The following is a 1,096-nucleotide window of genomic DNA, read 5'->3' on the forward strand; positions in this document are numbered from 1 at the left end:
CGCGTATGGCTGCTGCAGGCGCCGCCCGGCCAGGCGCTGGACGCCGAGCGCCTGGGCGACTGGCACAGCGCGCTGCAACAGCTTGAGCTGCCCTTCGCCGATTGCGCGCCGCTGAACTGGCTGGAGACCGGTCATGACTAAACCGCTGAAGCTCGCCGTGGTCGGCCATACCAATGTGGGCAAGACCTCGCTGCTGCGCACCCTGACCCGCGATGTCGGCTTTGGCGAAGTCTCCCATCGCCCCAGCACCACGCGGCATGTGGAGGGCGCACGCTTGTCGGTGGACGGCCAAGCCTTGCTGGAGTTGTACGACACGCCCGGCCTGGAAGATGCCATTGCCCTGCTCGACTACCTGGAACGCCTGGACCGCCCCGGCGAACGCCTCGATGGTCCGGCGCGCCTGGCGCGGTTCCTGGAGGGCAGCGAGGCGCGCCAACGCTTCGAGCAGGAAGCCAAGGTACTGCGCCAACTGTTAGCCTCGGACGCCGGCCTGTACGTGATCGATGCCCGCGAGCCGGTGCTGGCCAAGTACCGTGACGAGCTGCAAGTGCTGGCCAGTTGCGGCAAACCGTTGCTGCCGGTGCTCAATTTCGTCAGCAGCGCCGACCACCGCGAACCGGACTGGCGCGAAGCCCTGGCCCGCCTCGGCCTGCATGCGCTGGTGCGTTTCGACAGTGTGGCGCCGCCGGAAGATGGCGAGCGCCGATTGTATGAAAGCCTGGCCCTGCTGCTGGAAAGCGCACGACCGCAGTTGGAACGGTTGATACTTGATCAGGAGGCCCAGCGCAAGGCCCGCCAGCAAAGCGCCGCGCGCTTGATCGCCGAACTGTTGATCGACTGTGCGGCCTGCCGTCGCAGTGTGGTGACTGAAGATGAACCCCAAGCCATCAGTGATTTACGCAACGCCGTGCGCCAGCGCGAACAAAAATGTGTGGAAGCGTTACTCAAGCTATTTGGTTTCCGCCCCCAGGACGCCGCCGCCAGTGACTTGCCGCTGCTGGACGGGCGCTGGGGCGACGACCTGTTCAATCCGCAAACCCTCAAGCAACTCGGCGTGCGCGTCGGTGGCGGGATTGCGGCAGGCGCGGCGGCAGGC

The 1,096-nt window shown here is 66.3% G+C and carries 1 protein-coding gene and 1 pseudogene; both read left to right on the plus strand.

The window, feature by feature from the left end; genetic code table 11:
- Window positions 1-141 (plus strand): annotated as a pseudogene (locus BFP93_RS28045) (DUF2868 domain-containing protein); the annotation flags it as partial.
- Window positions 134-1,096, plus strand: a 963-nt coding sequence (locus BFP93_RS00010) for a GTPase/DUF3482 domain-containing protein (RefSeq protein WP_065891502.1), incomplete at its 3' end; no start/stop codon positions are given. The pseudogene BFP93_RS28045 and the gene BFP93_RS00010, both read left to right, overlap by 8 nt.

It is taken from the genome of Pseudomonas sp. 44 R 15 (genome assembly GCF_900004965.1).
GTDB lineage: Bacteria > Pseudomonadota > Gammaproteobacteria > Pseudomonadales > Pseudomonadaceae > Aquipseudomonas > Aquipseudomonas orientalis_A.